Source organism: Lactiplantibacillus herbarum, from assembly GCF_001039045.1.
Classification (GTDB): Bacteria; Bacillota; Bacilli; order Lactobacillales; family Lactobacillaceae; genus Lactiplantibacillus; species Lactiplantibacillus herbarum.
On record NZ_LFEE01000016.1, the window covers coordinates 1 to 16,910 of the forward strand.

The following is a 16,910-nucleotide window of genomic DNA, read 5'->3' on the forward strand; positions in this document are numbered from 1 at the left end:
TACCGACTCAGATACTGACACGGATACTGACACCGATACGGACACCGACACCGACACCGATACCGATACCGATACTGATACGGATACGGATACCGACACCGACACCGACTCAGATACTGACACCGATACGGATACCGATACAGATACTGATACGGATACTGATACCGACACGGATACTGACACCGATACTGATACCGATACTGATACGGACACGGATACCAACACCAATACTGATTCAAGTAATGGTTCTGGATCAAACACAGGTTCAGGAACTGACAACAGTGGCTACTCAACAGCTACAGTCGCAAGTGCTGCAGCAACATCAGCAACGATGGCTACAGCGGCTGCTGCTAACTTGAATGTAGCTGCTGCAACGGCCAGTTCAGCAAGTGCTCCAGCGGTAGCTGCTAGTGTAAATACGACTGGCACAACTTCAGCGGCAACCTTAGCTGCGGCTGCTAGCCAAAGTACTGATAGCGACACTGGCTCAACGGCGGACAGTTCATCGAAGTCTTCTGATTCTAAGAAGAAGACTAAGAGCAGTTCAAATGACGGTGATTCAATCAATACTTCGACAGATTCAAGTACGAACAAGAAGAAGTCCAGCAAGGGGGATGCGGTTGATGGTAATGACACTGCAACAACAATCTTCGGTAGCACCTTAGCAGCCTTGGCCGCACTTGGTCTTGGTGGCTGGTACTTGGTAGCTGGCAAACGTCGTCGGAAAGATGATGATGATCAAAATTAATTCACAAAAACCAAGTTGGTTTGTTTAATTTTCACCACATATTAAGAATAAAATTGAAGTAATAAATAGAATCAAAATGGGTGAAGCTGCCCATTTTGATTTACATAGAATAATAAATATAGATAGAATGAGGGTTTAACATGCAGAAGACCATTGTCAAACAACTGAAAAAAGCACTTATCGCGTCTGGAAACTTAGTCGACTACAGCACTAAGACGGTGACATTAGCGTTGTCAATTTCTGATCACAAACATCGAGCTCACGTTGAATTCATTCGCCGTGAAAGCTTTGCTGCAGCCTGGGACGTAGTGGCTCAGCGGCTTGTAAAGATTCCGGCTACTAGTTGGGTACGCTTAGAGAGTGTTCAATCAGCCAAGCGCTTACCTCGAGCACAATTTGAAAAAGAGTTGGCCGCAACATTTCGAATGAACTATTGGCGAATGGGCGTTAGCTTCGATGCTGATTTTAAGACCGCGATTCTTGAGATGGAAATCAATGGTCAAGCCTTCTTTCGGCCAAGTAAAGATCACAAAATTGGAAAGACACGTTCCGGTTCATGGGTGGATTATGACCGCTTAGTACCATATTTAGAACGACAACGTGGTAAATTGCCGGTTGACATTCAAAAGACCGACTATGTCTGGACCTTTACAACGTCTGGGATTTTCACTGATGGACAACAGGTCTGGGAAATATCAACAAAAGAGGATACTAGCAAAGGCATTCGGATTTTGACTGATCCGAAGACCGAGATTGCTAACTATATTGGTGAAGGTGAAAGGTTCTTAGTCAACCAAATCAAAGAAGATGGCAAGTTTGTCTACGGTTACTATCCCGCATTACAAAAGGTTTTATCGAGTTATAATTCTGTGCGGCATTTCTCATCACTCTATGCTTTATTGGAAGCTATTCCATTTACGGGGCGGACCGCAGATTTTGCTCGCGTCAAAAAAGCGATTCAATGGGGCTTAGATAATGCCACCATTGAACGCGAAGGCGCCGTTTTTATTAATGATAACGACGAATTGAAATTGGGTGGACAAGCCTTACTGATGTTGACGTTGAGTAAATATCAAGAAGTGACAAAAGATGAGACCTTTATGCCATATCTAATGAAGGCTTTCAATGGTGTGCCGTACTTCCGTGAAGCCTCTGGCAAGCTTAATCACGTGTTGAACACGGACTTAACCTTAAAGGCTGCCTATCGGACAATCTATTATGAAGGGGAAGTCGCCTTTGGGTTATCGCGGTTGTATGAACTAAACCATGATCCGGCTGTGATGGACTATGTAAAGGGGATCTTGGATTACATGGTTGAAAACGACTACGGTAAGTATCATGATCACTGGATCTCATATGCAATTAATGAAGCGTTACTAGTGTTCCCAGATAATCGTGAGTATATGAAGCTCGGTTTAAAGAATGTCTTCATTCATATGAAGTTCATCTCGGAACGGGATACCACTTACCCAACTTTATTGGAACTAGTTGATGCTGCTGTGAAGATGACAGATATGATTAAGGCGTCGGGTAATGAAGATTTATTAGAACCCTATGATTTGAACGCGTTACGCCAAGTGTTACGGCAACGGGCAGAATATGAGATCACAACAGGAAGTTTCTTGCCAGAAATTGCGATGTATTTCTACCGACCAGAAAAATTCATCGGTGGCTTCTATGCCCGGCATGATAACTTCCGAACACGCATCGATGATTGCGAGCACTTCTTGTCAGGGTTAGTTAATTATTATAACTATACTTATGGTCAGGACTAAACGGAAAGGGTGAGATTATGTTTTATTTTATTAACGAATATATTTTAGGAAAAAACTCCAGTGTTGAACACGCCGCCATGAAGCGGGTCAAGCTGTTCAATAAGCAAAAAACACCAGCCAAGATTGTGACGAAGATGTACGATCGATTGTTACATCAGACGATTGGAAGATTCGGTGTCGACAACGACGAAGTCTTGAACATGTTTGACTATTTCCAAGGAACCACTGAGATGCCTACCAAAGTGATGCATGCTGATGATTTAAATCTGCCTGTGGAATATGCAGTTGAAGTAGGCGCGAATTTTAGCAAGGTCTTCAATGGTGATGACTTGGTGGAAAATATCGGCTTTATTCCGGGTACAATCGGTCGTGTCTTTTATCGTGAATACTTAGACAACCAAGGGAATCGCTTATCGACCGACTTATGGGACTGGCGAGGCTTTAAGTCTAGCACCCAATTCTTCGGCCAAAACGGTAAGTTAGCGCAAGAACGCTACTATACGCCAACTGGTGAGACGGTGTTAGAACAATTCTTTGTGCCTGACACCAATGGCAATCCCTTAGCGTCACGGATTATCCTACACGGCTATGAAGGGATGGCTGAACGCTTCTTCCAAAACACGGACGACTTATTTGACTTCTTTATTGCCGAACTCAGCCATCGAAGTGCCGAACGGGTTACCTTTATCAGTGATCGTCCGGGGACTGGGGTTAAGCCATTGTTGGCCTTAACTGATGATGCGCACAAGTACATCACGGTGCCAATCTATCATGCAAAAGATTTAAACGATCCGTTACATGCCCCATTAGACGGTTTCTTATTACCGGCATTCGACAACGTGGCCCACTTTGACGGTTTTGTGACGTCAACTGAAAGCCAAGCGCAACACTTACGGACTCGCTTACCAAATGCTAAAGTCACGGTGATTCCAGCTGTGACGACGAAGCCAAAGTCACAAAGCAAGTTACGCCCAATTACGGAACGGCCAAAACACTTACTAGTCGTTGGCCGCTTGTCGGCTGATCGGCAAATTGATCATATTATTCGGACGGTGGCTTTAGTAAAACAACAAGTCCCAAATGTTCAGTGTGACTTTTATGGCTATGGCGCCGATGATTACGTGAAGGAAATGCAAGACTTGGTTAAAGAGCTGAACCTAGTGGAGAATATCCATTTCTTGGACTATCATCCTGATTTAGAAAATCGTTACGATGATTACCAACTCTTAATCAACACTGATTTGGTTGATGGTGGTCCAATGGCAATGCCAGAAGCCATGAGTCATGGTATTCCGGTTATCAGTTATCGCTTTAATTATGGTCCACGTGACTTTATTAATGATGGGAAAGATGGGTATATCGTTGATCCTGGTAATCAGATTGGGTTGCGCGACCATATCTGTGAACTGCTGACGAATACCAAGCAATTGACAGCGTTTAGTGAAGCAGCATACAACAAGTTGCATACGGACCAAACCGAATTGAAAGTTTGGCACCGTTGGCAACAATTACTAGGATTATAGGAGGCGGTTCGATGTATTACTTTTTAAATGATAATATGCAATTCTCGAAGTCAGGGATTGAACATGCTGAAATTAATCGGTTGAATTTATTCAACAAGCATCATGTGTCCTCAAAGATTGTGACGCGGATGTTTGCCATGAACTTACATGATGTTCTTGATCAAGCCAAGATTGCAGAAGGCGACTTCATTAATCTGTTCGACTTCTTCAATGGTGCGATGACGGTACCGCGGCGGACCTTTACGTTGGCTGATTTCCAAGTGCCGGCCAATGCAATTAAGACACGCAAAGATAAGCAAGTTCAAGTCATGCAACAAGGTAAGTTGTTGATGATTATTTACTTGCGTGACGATACGGACAATATTAGCAATGTGCAATATTTTGATGTGAATGGAAAGACGCTGAAGATGGTCTGGTGGGATACCCGGGGTTTCAAGTGTCTGGAACAACTTTTCGATTGGGACGGTAAGATTACGCAAGAGTCTTACTTCGGCCCTGATGGTCAGATTCACATTGAAAAGTTGCATCTACTGAATCATGTTGGTCAAGAACGCTTAACTTGGCGCGTGATTAATTATAAGGGCCAGAATCGTACTTTTAATGGTATGAATGAAATGACCCGATTCTTCTATGATGAATTGAATGCTAATGACGAAAATAATGTGTTTATTTGTGATCGAACGGTTGAATGTGCTTGGGGCCTATTCAACATGCTTACGCCAGCAAAGAAAGTCTTACATTTACACAATAACCATGTCAGTGATGGTAATGACGTCTTGCATTCAACGTTGAACAATAATTATGCGAATGCCTTGAACAACTGGAACTTATGGGACGCAGTTATTTCAGCGACCCCTGAACAAAGTGCCGATGTTGAAGCTCGTTATGGCAAGTCGATTCCAGCCTTTACGATTCCTGTTGGTTATGTGACGGATGATACCTTGGCAACGGCTGCGGTAGACTTCAAGAAACGACAAAAGCATTTAGTTGTTCAAGTAGCTCGGTTAGCACCTGAAAAGCAACAGGATCATGCCATTGAAGCTTTCAAAAAAGTACATCACGACTTCCCAGATGCCCAGTTAGAATTCTGGGGTTATGCGAATGGCGATATTGAGAAGCAATTACGTGAACAAGTGAAAGCAGCGCATCTAGAAGATGTCGTGCTCTTTAAGGGCTACACTAATGACGTTAACGGCGTCTATAATCGTGCGCAGATTGGGCTATTACCGAGTCGAGCTGAAGGTTTTTCATTGATGCTACTAGAAGCACAAGCACATGGGCTGCCAATGGTTGCTAATGACGTTAAATATGGTCCAAGTGATATTATTCAAGATCATAAGAGTGGGATTTTAACGACTGATGGTGACGTAAAAGGCTTAGCTGATGCGATGCTGACGTTATTGAAAGACCAAGATAAGTTAGCCAAATACAGCGCTGGTGCTTACAAAAATGCCAAACGTTATTCGGAAGATGCCGTTTTTGAGAAGTGGCAAGGATTGATTGACTACTTTGAAAAGTAAAAGTAATCAAGGAGGGCTATCATGATATTAGGGGCATCAATTTATTACTCATTGAAGATGGGAATTCGACTAGTCATCTATATTGTCTTAGGTGGACTAGTGCTCTATATTCGTCATCGCAATCGCAAGAAGACGCGTAAAGAGATGGATGAAGGTACTAAAAAAATGATGCGAAATACACCAAAAGATGAAAATGGAAAATATCCTTGGGAAAAATAGGATAAGGTAGATAAAAGTGAGACCGTTGATGATAACTGGGAATAGTTATTATTATAAAACCTATTTAACGAAGTTGTGGATGTGTCAGCTAAAGATTGCTTAGAACGCCTGACTCGATAGAGTTAGGCGTTCTTTTTGAAAAAACATCCATAGTAATAAAATATAAATGTTTTTTGTATAAATAAATTCAGGTAGCAAAACTATAGATTTTTCTTCTTTGAATGACGATGTTACACGTAATAACTGTTCACAAAAGAGTAACCCATATTTTTGATAAAAATCCTTGTCTTAGAAAGTAGGTTTTATAATATGCGTTTAGATAGTAATGATTTTAAACATTTAACAGGCAACTTTTATAATGAGATTGATACCGATTGGTCGATAGACTATTTTGGACATAAACCTGGCATGCATTTTGAGCACATTAGTACAGTTGAAAATGGTGCTTTTATTGATTTAAATAATACACATCGTGCTCGAATGCATGCCCGTTTGTTACCGGATAATTTTGATCTAAAAACATGGGTGCAAGGCCAAAAAGGAATAAGGCTTGTTGTATTAGAGGCACCAATTAAAGATCTTCCAGATGAAATTCTACAATTTATTGTACCCGATACATGGGAGTTTTATAAAGAAGTAGCTGGATATATTCGTCAGCGATTTGTTGGCTCAATGATTACTGTGACTGGTTCGGTTGGCAAGACAACAACTCGATTAATGGTGGCGCAATTAATAAAAGCCAGCAATCACGAGGTAATCACTAATTTGGGAAATGAAAATGCAAGGCACGTATTACCGCACTTATTAACGTCTTTGTTGAAGGTACCTGATGCAATGGTAGCAGAGCTTTCAATTGGAACTCTTAATACAGTGGATGCTAATAATGGTCCTATTTCAACTTTGTTTAATGCTGATACTGCAGTGATTACACAAATTGGAGGTGCACATGCAGGGCAGCGAACTAATATTAGTGATCCACAGTTAGACGTGGCACGAAGAAAGGCTCATATATTTATGAATATGAATCCCAATGTCCAAGCCATATTGAATTACGATATGGAACCACGTATTTTTAAATATTTACAGCAGGTCGCATCTAAAAAGGTTGCACATGTTTATACTTTTAGTCAAAAGGATCAACATGCGGACGCATACGTGATGGAGCAAACGGAGTATCGAAAATATTCTGAAGTGAAAATTAGAGTGTTAGATGAGATTAAAACTGTAAAAATGACTATTCCTGGTGATGGATCAGTAATAGATCTTTTGGCTGCTTGTTTAGCTTACAAAGCTCAAGGGTTGAAGTTGCCGGATTTAACAATGGCATTTTCTAAGTTTAAACCATTAAATCGTGAATTGACATTCCACAATTTGAAGACGCCAACTGGACAAGTGACATTAGTTGATGATACTTATAATTCTACAAAATATTCGGTAGAAAATGTTTTATCTATTTTTAAGAAAAAAGGGAAATTTTATAAAGGATTGAAGGTACTAGTCTTGGAAACTGGGGATGACATTACTGAAAAACAAGCAGAACAGCTTAATCTTAGTTATCAAGATAAAATTTTAGAAAGTGAAATCGATATAGTTATTGGATATCGGGATAGAACCATTAAACCGTTAATTGACAGTTTAAATGGGAAAATCAGTGAGGCAATTTATTATCCAGATATGAAATCGATTGAAAAGTATATTGAAAACTTACCAACAGATTCATTGATTATAGTGAAAGGGCAGCATTGGAAATATGGTTCGGATTTGTGGAAATTAACGCCTAAACTTTTAAAGCAGCCGGCTAAAACCATATCTTAAAAAGTTAGATTAATAAATTTGATATAAGGAAGACCGCAATGGAAGCTAAAAAGTACAGATTAGATAATGGTAAATTAGTGAAAAAAATTGGAACGGATAATGAGCAACAACATTATGGACTAGGAAATGTTGGGACACTATTAGTTTTGTTGAAATTGATTGGTACGCGTAAAATTTTATTTTCAGATACGACGTTATTAGATGAAAAGTTCGTGAATCAATATGATAAAAAAGAAAAATATTTTAAGCGTAACGAAACTGTCGATACACAAATGTTACTTAATTTAATGTTAGTGACCTCGGATCCTGTAGTTGCACTTGCAATTTGCAAGTTGATAAGAGAGAAAAGACGTAAAAAAGTAGCCGATTTCTATCATGATTTTGAATACTATAATCAATTAGAATCTTCACTAATAAATCAAACTGGCCATGTTAGAGTGGGAGTTCCGCAGAATTATGACGTTGGAAAACTACACTATTTTGGAGAAATGTTTTTAAACTTGTCAGTACCTGTACGCGATTTGTTGCACACCTCTGATATTGTAAAAAACAATGTATACTATACTAACCAAACAATGTTATTAAGACAAAATAAATTACTTGGTGGATATTTCTTTGGGCCTAATCATGGAGATGCATTTGCGTTTGATAATGATTACTTATATATAATTGTAGGTGCAAACTCAGGATTTGATCGAGATATGAGTTTAACTGCTCTAATCGATAATAAAGAATTAATGCCAAATTTAAAGAAAGCATCTAATTATAGTATTGAGAGCCTTAAAGTTCGTGGTAACGATGCTGGGCTGACTATTATGGGAGATGTGTATTTAGGAGAGTTCTATAGTGAAAGGCGAGAACAAAAAAAATTATGGGATCCTTTAGTTGATGCCGACTATGATTATTCATTTGAGAAATTAGTAGACTATTTTAAAACTAGGAATGTAAATATATTTAATATGGAATCAGCACTAGTCGATGATTTACAAGATTCCCGTCTTTGGCAATTAAAAACTTTTGTGTTAGGAAGTAAACCGAAAGAAACAATAAGGGCTTTAAAAAATGCAAATTTAAATTTGGCATTACTTGCAAATAATCATGGGGCTGATTATGGTGAAAAGGGCGTGCTCAGCTCTTTACATTATCTATCAAATAATGGTGTATCACACATTGGTGCAGGGAGGGATATTGATCAGGCTACCAATCCTATTCGCATTAAGATTGGGAAACAGACTATTACGCTGTTTAATGCATATTGGTATCGAAGTGTTAACTATCGTGACTATGAATTTTATGCGGGAATAAGTAAAGCAGGTGTTTCTCCGTTAACAATGATGTTAAAAGAAAAAATTTCGAGAGAACGGCAAAAATATCCTCAAAATAAAATTATAGTTTCGCCACATTGGGGTGGTGACTTTCAAAATGTTTCTTCTTATCAAAGAATGTTGGCTAGTCAATTGATTGACGCCGGTGCGGATTTGATTGTCGGACATGGATCACATGCGTTACAATCGTTTGAAATTATTAAAGGAAAGCTTGTATTTTATGGGTTAGGAAATGCAGTTTTTAACTTTAATGGTACTTTTGAACAGCATCCAGATGCGATCCCTTTTGGCGGCGTTATTGAAATTGAAATCGTAAAGGAAAAAGTGATATTAAACTTACGATTGTTGAATACAGTTAATAAAGAAACTAAATATCAAAGTCGTTTTGTAGATCAAAAGGAGTTTGGTGTTGTATTAGATAGATTGAAGTCACAGGGGAGTCCATTAGACAGTTGTAAAATAATTGAAAACAAACAATTGCTACAGTTTGAACTTAATTAATATAATCAGGAATAAACAAGAGCGGGATAAAAGATGAGCTGCTGTCAATTCTAGTTTAGAGATCTGAATGATTTGGGATTTCAATCGTTTAGACTTTGTAGTTAAACTTAGATTATTAGCGTGCACTTCGACAATCAAGTAAGTACATTTTTACGAGTTATTAAAAGATAACAGGGAGTTATTATAAAATGAAAAAGCATAGATTAAAGTTAGTATTGGGAAGTTTATTAGCAATATTTGTAACCGCTGGGATGTTATTTAATTTAGCAACTAATAGTCATGCCGACGATACACGGACTGTGACAATTAAGAGTCTAAAAATGAGTGTTTATTATGATGATGCAGACCAAGCGGTAGCAATGCCGGATAGTGACTATACGATTACGTATGCCGATGCAAATGGAAATTCGGTCAAAGTAGCAACTGGAGAAACGGATGCGAATGGGGCAATTACTGATGTGACCGTAGACGTACCAAGTGATGTTTCAATTATCAAGTTTAACTATACATTAGGTACTGCTGAAAGAGGTTATGTTTTAAGGTCAACTGGGAGAAAATATCAGTTTACGTATGCTAGATCGATACCAAGTAATAATACGATTGACTATACCACTAGTTCAAAATTCGGGGCTGTCGGTAATGATGATTTGTATGCTACCAATTATATGGCGACGCGAATTAATAATTACTATGTTCAATCTGTTAATGAATTGACTAGTGCAATTGATGAGGCACACGAGCATCTTTCTGGAATTTCAACGTTTGAAAATGAACCAATCAATATTTACTATGAGCGTGGCTATCATTTAAATGAAAGTAATGCATTTTATCGCAATGGTCATGATGGCAGTGGGACACCAGACATTGTGTTAGCTGATCGCACAAGTTTGAGTTCATTTACAGATAGTTATTTGATGGCTAATGTCATGCATGAATGGACGCATTGGAACTTATATAGAACAGCCAACTTACCAAGTGGATCATATACGTCACATTATGGGTACAATACTAATTTTAAAGTGAGCTATAAGGAAGGTCTGGCATTGTTTGCTGGAGATATGTTCCGTTATGACTACGATATGAGTAGTACTGATACTAAAGTACAAACGGATAGTTTGAACGGCGTTAACCGTTTATTTGGAAAATCAACAAATATGACGGTTGAACAGGTTTTATATGATTTGCTTGATGTTAATTCTAATGGTGAAGATGAAAACTTTTATGTAACTGAACGCTATCTAGATGATGACACGTTAACCGAGAAACAGATTGATAAGATCAATTTTGGCGTTATTTACGCTGAAATGATGCAATCAAAGGCTCAGTCATTAAGCGAATTCCTGCAATACATCGAGAATAAGTATGTCTTGACGAATTCAGATAAGACTAAATTTGAAAAGGTCTTATCCGTGAATGGATTATCTTCAACTGGTGACTTTACTTTAGATGAAGATGGTAATGCCTTAACGAGCGATTAATAGTTTGAGAAAAGGGTGTTGCTAAGTGATTAGCAGCATTTTTTGTATATTCACAAGTGTTTTTAACTATTTAAAGTTCACTTTAAAGTTCACTAAGTTCGACGAATTACTTAATAAAACTGTTCGAATCATCATTAAAGTTCAGTTAAACTCTGGGATAAGCCCGGAATTGAATTGCAACTTAGCGCTTTTTCATCTAAAATAGTTAGGATTGAATTAAGAAAGTAGGTTACGAACATGTCTGAGGAACCAAAGGCTAATCAGCCGCAGGGAATGCACGTTAATTCTGAAGCCGAAGCACATCAGAAGATGGTCCGTGGATCAGCTTGGATGACGGCGGGTAGTCTCTTCTCACGAGTGCTCGGAGTGATTTATATTATTCCGTGGGGACTGTGGATGGGTGCTAACTATGCGCAGGGTAATGCGTTATACGCTAAGGGCTACAATATTTATAGCTTCTTCCTGTTAGTTGCGATTGGTGGGATTCCTTCCGCCATCTCTAAGCAGATTTCGGAATATAACGCGGTTAACGAGTATGCGGTTGGGCAGCGGGTGTTCAAACGTGGCCTACTACTAACGTCGGCGTTTGGGATTATCAGTGCGCTAGTCATGTGGTTTGGTGCTGGGATTATTTCAACCATCTTTGGTGGGTATGATCCTGACGTTATTCCCGTTCTACATGCGTTAGCGATTGCGCTGGTAATTATTCCTTCAATGTCACTGACACGTGGCTTTTTCCAAGGATACCAAGAGATGGCTCCTTCCGCCATTTCGCAATTTATTGAACAAGTCTTCCGGGTAATCTACATGCTTGGGGCCACTTACTTCATTATGAAGGTGCAAAACGGGGACTGGGTCGGCGCGATTACCCAATCAACGTTTGCGGCGTTTGTCGGTGCAGCTGCTAGTTTCTTATTACTCGGTTGGTATTATTACCGAAAACGTTCAGAGTTGAATCTGTTAGCTGAACAGAGTAATAACAACATTGCCATTCCGATTGGTCAGTTATTCAAAGATATCATTATTCAAGCGATTCCTTTTATTGTCATTGATACGGCCATTACGGTATTTAGCTTGTTAGATCAGGCGACGTTCCAGCCGATGATGAAGATGATTTATCATCTGAGTACCGAACAGATTAATACGTTATACGCGTACTTTGCGTTTAATTCGAACAAATTGGTTATGATCATCGTTTCGCTGGCTTCCGCTATTGCAGTGACGGTCGTGCCACTCTTATCAGAATCGTTAGCGAGTCATAATATGCGTAATATTCGGAAACAATTAGAAGATTCAATCGTATTGTTTCTGTTCATTATGATTCCTGGTGCGCTAGGCATGGCTGCCGTAGCCCAACCTTTAAATACGCTATTTTACAGTTATGATCAGATTGGAACCTTAATTTTACAAATTTCAGCCTTTACGGCAATTACACTCGGTTTCTTCACGGTTATCTCAGCGCTAATGCAGGGATTATCGCGAAATCGCGACATTATTCGTTATTACTTAATTGGTTTACTGGTGAAGATCATTGTTCAGTGGCCATGTATCTACTTTCTTTCAACGGCGGGGCCATTGGTTGCGACGGCGATTGGGATGTTAGTTGCTAGTGCCATGGCGATGTACGACTTGGAAGTGAACTTTGGGATTCGGTACGTGAAGTTACTACCAAGAATCAATCGGATCTTGGTTTATTCCATTGCAACGTACGTGGGAGCACGGGCCGTTGTTTACTTACTCAACTTGATTTTAAATGAACAGAGTAAGACCCAGTCGTTCCTGATTGTTATCTTAGCGGTCGCAGTAGGTGGCGCAGTCTATGGTTACCTTGCACTACGATCACGTTTGGCAGACTCGTTGCTTGGATCACGAGCAGCGGGCTTACGGCGAAAATTACGAATTAAATAGGTGAATTATGCGAATTGATAAATTTTTACACGCAATGCGAATTGGAACGCGGACCCAGGTTCGGCGTCTCATTAAGGATGGTCAGATCACGACTAACGGTGAACCCGTTATTTCTGGTAAGCAACAGATCAATCCTGGTAGTGATGTCGTTTGTTTGGACGATGTTCAGGTCCGTTACCAAGAATATTTCTATTACGTCATGAATAAACCATTGGGCGTGATCACTGCGACGACTGATTCATCGGCCAAAACGGTGATGGACTTATTCAATAAGACTGATTTTCGGGACGATCTGTTCCCAGTCGGTCGTTTGGATAAGGACACTGAGGGGATCCTAGTGATCACCAATGACGGTGCCTTGTCACACGCCTTGATGTCACCAGCACACCACGTTACTAAGCTGTATGAAGCAGAGGTGACCGGTGAGATTACGGCGGAGCAACTAGCAACGTTTAATGCGGGCATCACGCTCAAAGATGGCACTTTGTTAAAACCAGCGGAAGCTGAATTAGTGGCGTTCCATGAAATTGAGAACTTTACGACGATTCGGATTGCCATTCATGAAGGTAAGTACCACCAAGTTAAACGGATGGTGGGCACGCTTGGTGAACGGGTCGTTGAGTTGAAACGAATCAAGTTTGGCTCACTGGCCTTGCCAATCGGTCTATTAGCAGGTAACTATCGTGCGTTGACGGACGATGAATTACAGGCTTTGAAGGCGGATGCTGAGCAGCCGGTTGCGGAATAATTAATATGTAAAATAAAAGCTCTGGTAAGTCATCATTTGGATGAGTTGCCAGAGCTTTTATTTAGTTGCTCGAATGATCTTGGCTTAATTTATACATATACTTAGGAATCTCCACACTAATCTGGTGCGGTAACACGACGTAGCGCGTTGCGGCCAAGTCATCAGCAATCGCACTGTGCAGGTAGACGGCGCTTAAAATGGCGTTCGTGAAGTCGGCAAACTGGCCGACAAAGCCACCAATCATGCCGGCCAAGGTGTCACCCATACCACCGGTTGCCATCGCGGGGGTACCGCCCGGATTGAACCACACTTGTTGATCCGTGTAGACAGTGGTTCGGTGGGCTTTAACGACTGCGATAACGCCTAGTCGTTGTTGCGCTTGTCGGTTAGCAGTCGGGGTTTGCTCAGCGATTGGAATGCCACTCAAGCGTTGCCATTCCATCTGATGAGGCGTGACGACGATGGGAACGGCTGGTAGGGACTGTGGCTGATTGGCTAGTAGGGTAAGTGCCGAGCCATCAATAACTAAACGTTGCTCAGGCTGAACGTCACTTAAGACGATTGAGAGTAGTTGCGCTGCCACGTCATCGGTTCCCAGACCGGGGCCAATCACGATCACATCCATTTCTGCTAATAGCTCGCGTAAGTAGGTCGTGTCGTGATAATCTAGTACCATAGCTTCTGGTAGTCGGGCATGTAGACTAGTGAAATTAACCGGATCAGTTGCAACGGTTACCAGTCCAGCACCGCTGTAAGTAGCGGCCGTGGCGGCCATGATAATTGCGCCACCGAAGTGTTGATTGCCGCCAATTAACATGACGCGACCGTAAGAGCCTTTGTGTGATTCTGCCGGTCGTTTAGTAATGGTGTCGGCAATAATAGTTGTTGTAATGGGCTGCATCGGTTCACCAGCTTTCAGATAAGTTTAGTTTGAGTATACCATTTTCTAAAAGCGGTTACTTCAGATTATTAAGTTGGCGCCAGCTATGATAAAATTAAGGTAATAATATCTGGGAGGAATTTTAAATGTCAGTTGATTGGAAAAATGAAGCAGCAAAGCATCAGGATGATTACTTAGCAGATTTAACCACCATGTTACGGGTGCCAAGTTTTCGTGACGACAGTCAGGCAACGGCCGATGCACCACTTGGTCCTGGTCCTAAGGAAGCCTTGACGACTTTCTTGGCTATCGCCGAACGCGATGGTTTCAAGACTAAGAACATCGATAACTTAGTTGGTTACGCTGAATACGGTGAAGGCGACGAAACCTTAGCCATTTTGGCTCACGTAGATGAAATGCCTGCCGGTAAAGGTTGGGACACTGATCCATTTGAACCAACCATCAAGGACGGTAAGATGTACGCCCGCGGTGTCTCTGATGACAAGGGACCTGGGATGGCTGCTTACTACGGCTTGAAAATCGTTAAGGAATTAGGCTTAAAACTCAACAAGAAGATTCGTTTCATTGTTGGTACCGATGAAGAAAGTAACTGGACAGGGATGAAACGTTACTTTGAAGTTGAACCAGCGCCTACGTTAGGGTTCTCACCTGACGCGATGTTCCCATTGATCAACGGTGAAAAGGGTAATGTTAGTTTGAAATTACACTTTGGCAACCAAGACAACGGTGACTTTAACTTAGTGTCATTCGATGCTGGTTTACGTGAAAACATGGTCCCACGTGATGCGATTGCGATTGTCACAACCGATGATAACGAAGCTTTAGCTGCTGACTTCACGGCCTTCTTAGACCAACAACCCGTTACTGGTGAGTTCAAGGTCGTTGATCAAGGCGTTCAGTTAGAAGTTGTTGGTAAAGCTGCACACGGTATGGAACCTCGTAACGGGATCAATGCTGGGACTTACTTGGCAATGTTCTTGACTAAGTACGCCTTTGCAGATGATGCAGCTGCATTCTTAGACTTCGTTGCTCACAAGTTACATGACGACTCACGGGCACACCAATTAGCATTAGCTTACACGGATGACGTGATGGGTGACTTGACGATGAACGTCGGCTTACTCAGCTTCGATCATCAAAAGGGTGGTGACTTAACGCTTAACTTCCGTTATCCTAAGGGCATTGAACCAGCTGATTTGACGGCTAAGGTTCAAGCACAATTACCAGCCAATGCTACGGTTAGCCAAGGCGACTTCATGGTGCCACATTACGTTGATCCTGAAGATCCAATCGTTAAGGACTTAATGGATGTTTACCGTCGTCAAACCGGTGACACGGCTTCACAACCACAAATCGTTGGTGGTGGGACTTATGGTCGGATGATGGCACGTGGGGTTGCATTCGGTGCACTCTTCCCAGAGACCGAAGATACGATGCATCAAGCGAATGAATTCCAACCAATCGATCAATTGATGGCTTCAATGGCAATTTATGCCGAATCAATCGCAGTTTTAGCAGAAGATAAGTAAGGACAGTCAAATACTAAGGGGTGATCGTGATGACCAAAGTACAACGGATTCTAGTTGGTATCGATACGAGTCCGCAAGCCTGGTTTGCCTTGAGAAAGGCAATTGCCATTGCGGAGCAGCAGGGTGCAGCACTAGACATTGTGACCGTGATCAACACTGAAAAGTTTATTGGTGTGACGCAGGGGCCGATGGGCTTTGGTGCGACGACCCCACAGTTATTGGATGAGTTGACGGCTGATCTAAAGCAAAATTTAGCAGCAGCTCGTCAGAAAGCTGTTGAGGCAGGGGTCAAAGATGTTCAAGTCCATCTACACTCAGGTAATTCTAAAACATTGCTCGCAAACACGTTGCCTGAACGTTATGGGACGACGCTGATTGTAGTTGGTGCGACCGGCTTAAATGCTGTTTCACGAGTCTTGATTGGATCGAACGCGGCTTACATTATTCGTAATGCCAGTTGTGATGTGTTAGTTGTCAAGACTGACATGGATCAGAAGACGGTTAACGTGCCCAAACGATTATTTCATAAGCTTTAATTGTTATCTTGATACGAAGGGAGTTGTGACGGATGTCGCAGCTCCTTTTTTGTGTGCTCTGAACGGTAGTGGTCGAAACGTGCACTAAAAGCCAGTTTGTTCCGCTTAGCCCGAAATCAGGGACCATTCCCCAACCCGGAATGATCCCTGATTCCACGTTAATGCTCGCAAACTACTCGGCTTTGAGCACACTCTTTTGAAACGTGCATTAAAAGTCAGTTTGTTCCGCTTAACCCGAAATCAGTGAGCATTCCCCAGGCCGGAATAATCCCTGATTCCACGTTAATGCTCGCAAACTACCCGGCTTTTAGCACACTCTTATTTTTTATGAAAATAATACATAACCCATACATGATTTTTACAACAACCTCACATTTTTGATAC

At 41.2% G+C, this 16,910-nt stretch carries 12 protein-coding genes and 1 pseudogene; 12 read left to right on the forward strand and 1 reads right to left on the reverse strand.

All coding sequences use genetic code 11. The features are described 5' to 3' along the window. From ACG95_RS14575 to ACG95_RS04525, 10 genes and pseudogenes are all read left to right on the forward strand, one after another. Positions 1 to 748: pseudogene (locus ACG95_RS14575) on the forward strand (hypothetical protein); the annotation flags it as partial. Between the two features lie 140 nt (positions 749 to 888). Then, a complete protein-coding gene (locus tag ACG95_RS04485) occupies positions 889 to 2,523 on the forward strand; it encodes a hypothetical protein (protein WP_047999361.1) in 1,635 nt (544 codons plus the stop codon). A gap of 17 nt (positions 2,524 to 2,540) precedes the next feature. Next, positions 2,541 to 4,046 (forward strand): glycosyltransferase, encoded by a 1,506-nt coding sequence (locus ACG95_RS04490; RefSeq protein WP_047999362.1) that lies wholly within the window; start codon positions 2,541 to 2,543, stop codon positions 4,044 to 4,046. 11 nt (positions 4,047 to 4,057) lie between these two features. Beyond that, positions 4,058 to 5,566, forward strand: a complete 1,509-nt coding sequence (locus tag ACG95_RS04495; protein WP_047999363.1) for a glycosyltransferase family 4 protein — start codon at positions 4,058 to 4,060, stop codon at positions 5,564 to 5,566. A gap of 21 nt (positions 5,567 to 5,587) precedes the next feature. Continuing rightward, positions 5,588 to 5,785: a hypothetical protein gene (locus ACG95_RS04500; protein ID WP_047999364.1), complete on the forward strand. Its 198-nt coding sequence runs from the start codon at positions 5,588 to 5,590 to the stop codon at positions 5,783 to 5,785. A gap of 309 nt (positions 5,786 to 6,094) precedes the next feature. Beyond that, on the forward strand, positions 6,095 to 7,600 hold the full coding sequence (locus ACG95_RS04505) for a Mur ligase family protein (protein ID WP_047999365.1): 1,506 nt from the start codon (positions 6,095 to 6,097) through the stop codon (positions 7,598 to 7,600). Between the two features lie 38 nt (positions 7,601 to 7,638). Next, positions 7,639 to 9,426, forward strand: a complete 1,788-nt coding sequence (locus ACG95_RS13945) for a CapA family protein (RefSeq protein ID WP_053072672.1) — start codon at positions 7,639 to 7,641, stop codon at positions 9,424 to 9,426. Positions 9,427 to 9,614: 188 nt separating this feature from the next. Further along, positions 9,615 to 10,904 (forward strand): hypothetical protein, encoded by a 1,290-nt coding sequence (locus tag ACG95_RS04515; RefSeq protein WP_047999366.1) that lies wholly within the window; start codon positions 9,615 to 9,617, stop codon positions 10,902 to 10,904. Between the two features lie 237 nt (positions 10,905 to 11,141). After that, positions 11,142 to 12,812, forward strand: a complete 1,671-nt coding sequence (locus ACG95_RS04520) for a putative polysaccharide biosynthesis protein (RefSeq protein ID WP_047999367.1) — start codon at positions 11,142 to 11,144, stop codon at positions 12,810 to 12,812. A gap of 7 nt (positions 12,813 to 12,819) precedes the next feature. Continuing rightward, positions 12,820 to 13,560: a pseudouridine synthase gene (locus tag ACG95_RS04525; protein WP_047999368.1), complete on the forward strand. Its 741-nt coding sequence runs from the start codon at positions 12,820 to 12,822 to the stop codon at positions 13,558 to 13,560. Positions 13,561 to 13,621: 61 nt separating this feature from the next. Here ACG95_RS04525 and ACG95_RS04530 read toward each other — a convergent pair whose 3' ends face one another. Next, positions 13,622 to 14,461 carry an NAD(P)H-hydrate dehydratase gene (locus ACG95_RS04530; protein ID WP_047999369.1) on the reverse strand — a complete coding sequence of 280 codons (840 nt, stop codon included), beginning with the start codon at positions 14,459 to 14,461 and terminating at the stop codon, positions 13,622 to 13,624. A gap of 125 nt (positions 14,462 to 14,586) precedes the next feature. On the opposite strand from ACG95_RS04530, the gene pepV reads away from it, so the two are divergent. Together pepV and ACG95_RS04540 are read left to right on the forward strand one after the other, a co-directional pair. Beyond that, positions 14,587 to 15,990, forward strand: a complete 1,404-nt coding sequence (gene pepV, locus ACG95_RS04535) for a dipeptidase PepV (protein ID WP_047999370.1) — start codon at positions 14,587 to 14,589, stop codon at positions 15,988 to 15,990. Between the two features lie 29 nt (positions 15,991 to 16,019). Then, positions 16,020 to 16,526: a universal stress protein gene (locus ACG95_RS04540; RefSeq protein ID WP_047999371.1), complete on the forward strand. Its 507-nt coding sequence runs from the start codon at positions 16,020 to 16,022 to the stop codon at positions 16,524 to 16,526. The last annotated feature ends 384 nt before the right edge of the window (positions 16,527 to 16,910 follow it).